This window comes from Pseudomonas sp. HY2-MNA-CIBAN-0224 (genome assembly GCF_040310285.1).
Lineage (GTDB): Bacteria > Pseudomonadota > Gammaproteobacteria > Pseudomonadales > Pseudomonadaceae > Aquipseudomonas > Aquipseudomonas helleri.
Genome location: NZ_JBEOPQ010000512.1, coordinates 1 through 273 on the forward strand (window position 1 = coordinate 1; position 273 = coordinate 273).

General features: G+C 43.6%; 1 protein-coding gene. It reads right to left on the reverse strand.

The annotated features are described in order from the left end of the window. Positions 1 to 273 (reverse strand): ExeA family protein (locus tag AAEZ03_RS27360; RefSeq protein WP_350582987.1); only part of this gene is annotated, 273 nt, incomplete at both ends.

Genomic DNA, 273 nt, shown 5'->3' on the forward strand with positions numbered 1-273 from the left:
TCACATAGCGTAGCTAAAAGCTCGAGCTCTGTTAACGAAGGATTAAGAATAAAAGCGGTGTCGGTATTTTCAGGTAATTGCTGCAACAAACAACGTGAAACGGTTGTTTTCCCTGTACCGACTTCCCCCGTCAACAACACAAACCCACCGGTTTCTCCTAGCCCATAAGTTAAGTGTGCTAAGGCCTCGCGATGACGATCGCTTAAGAACATATAATGAGGGTTAGGCGCGATAGAGAATGGATTATCGTTTAATCCATAAAAGGCTTTATAC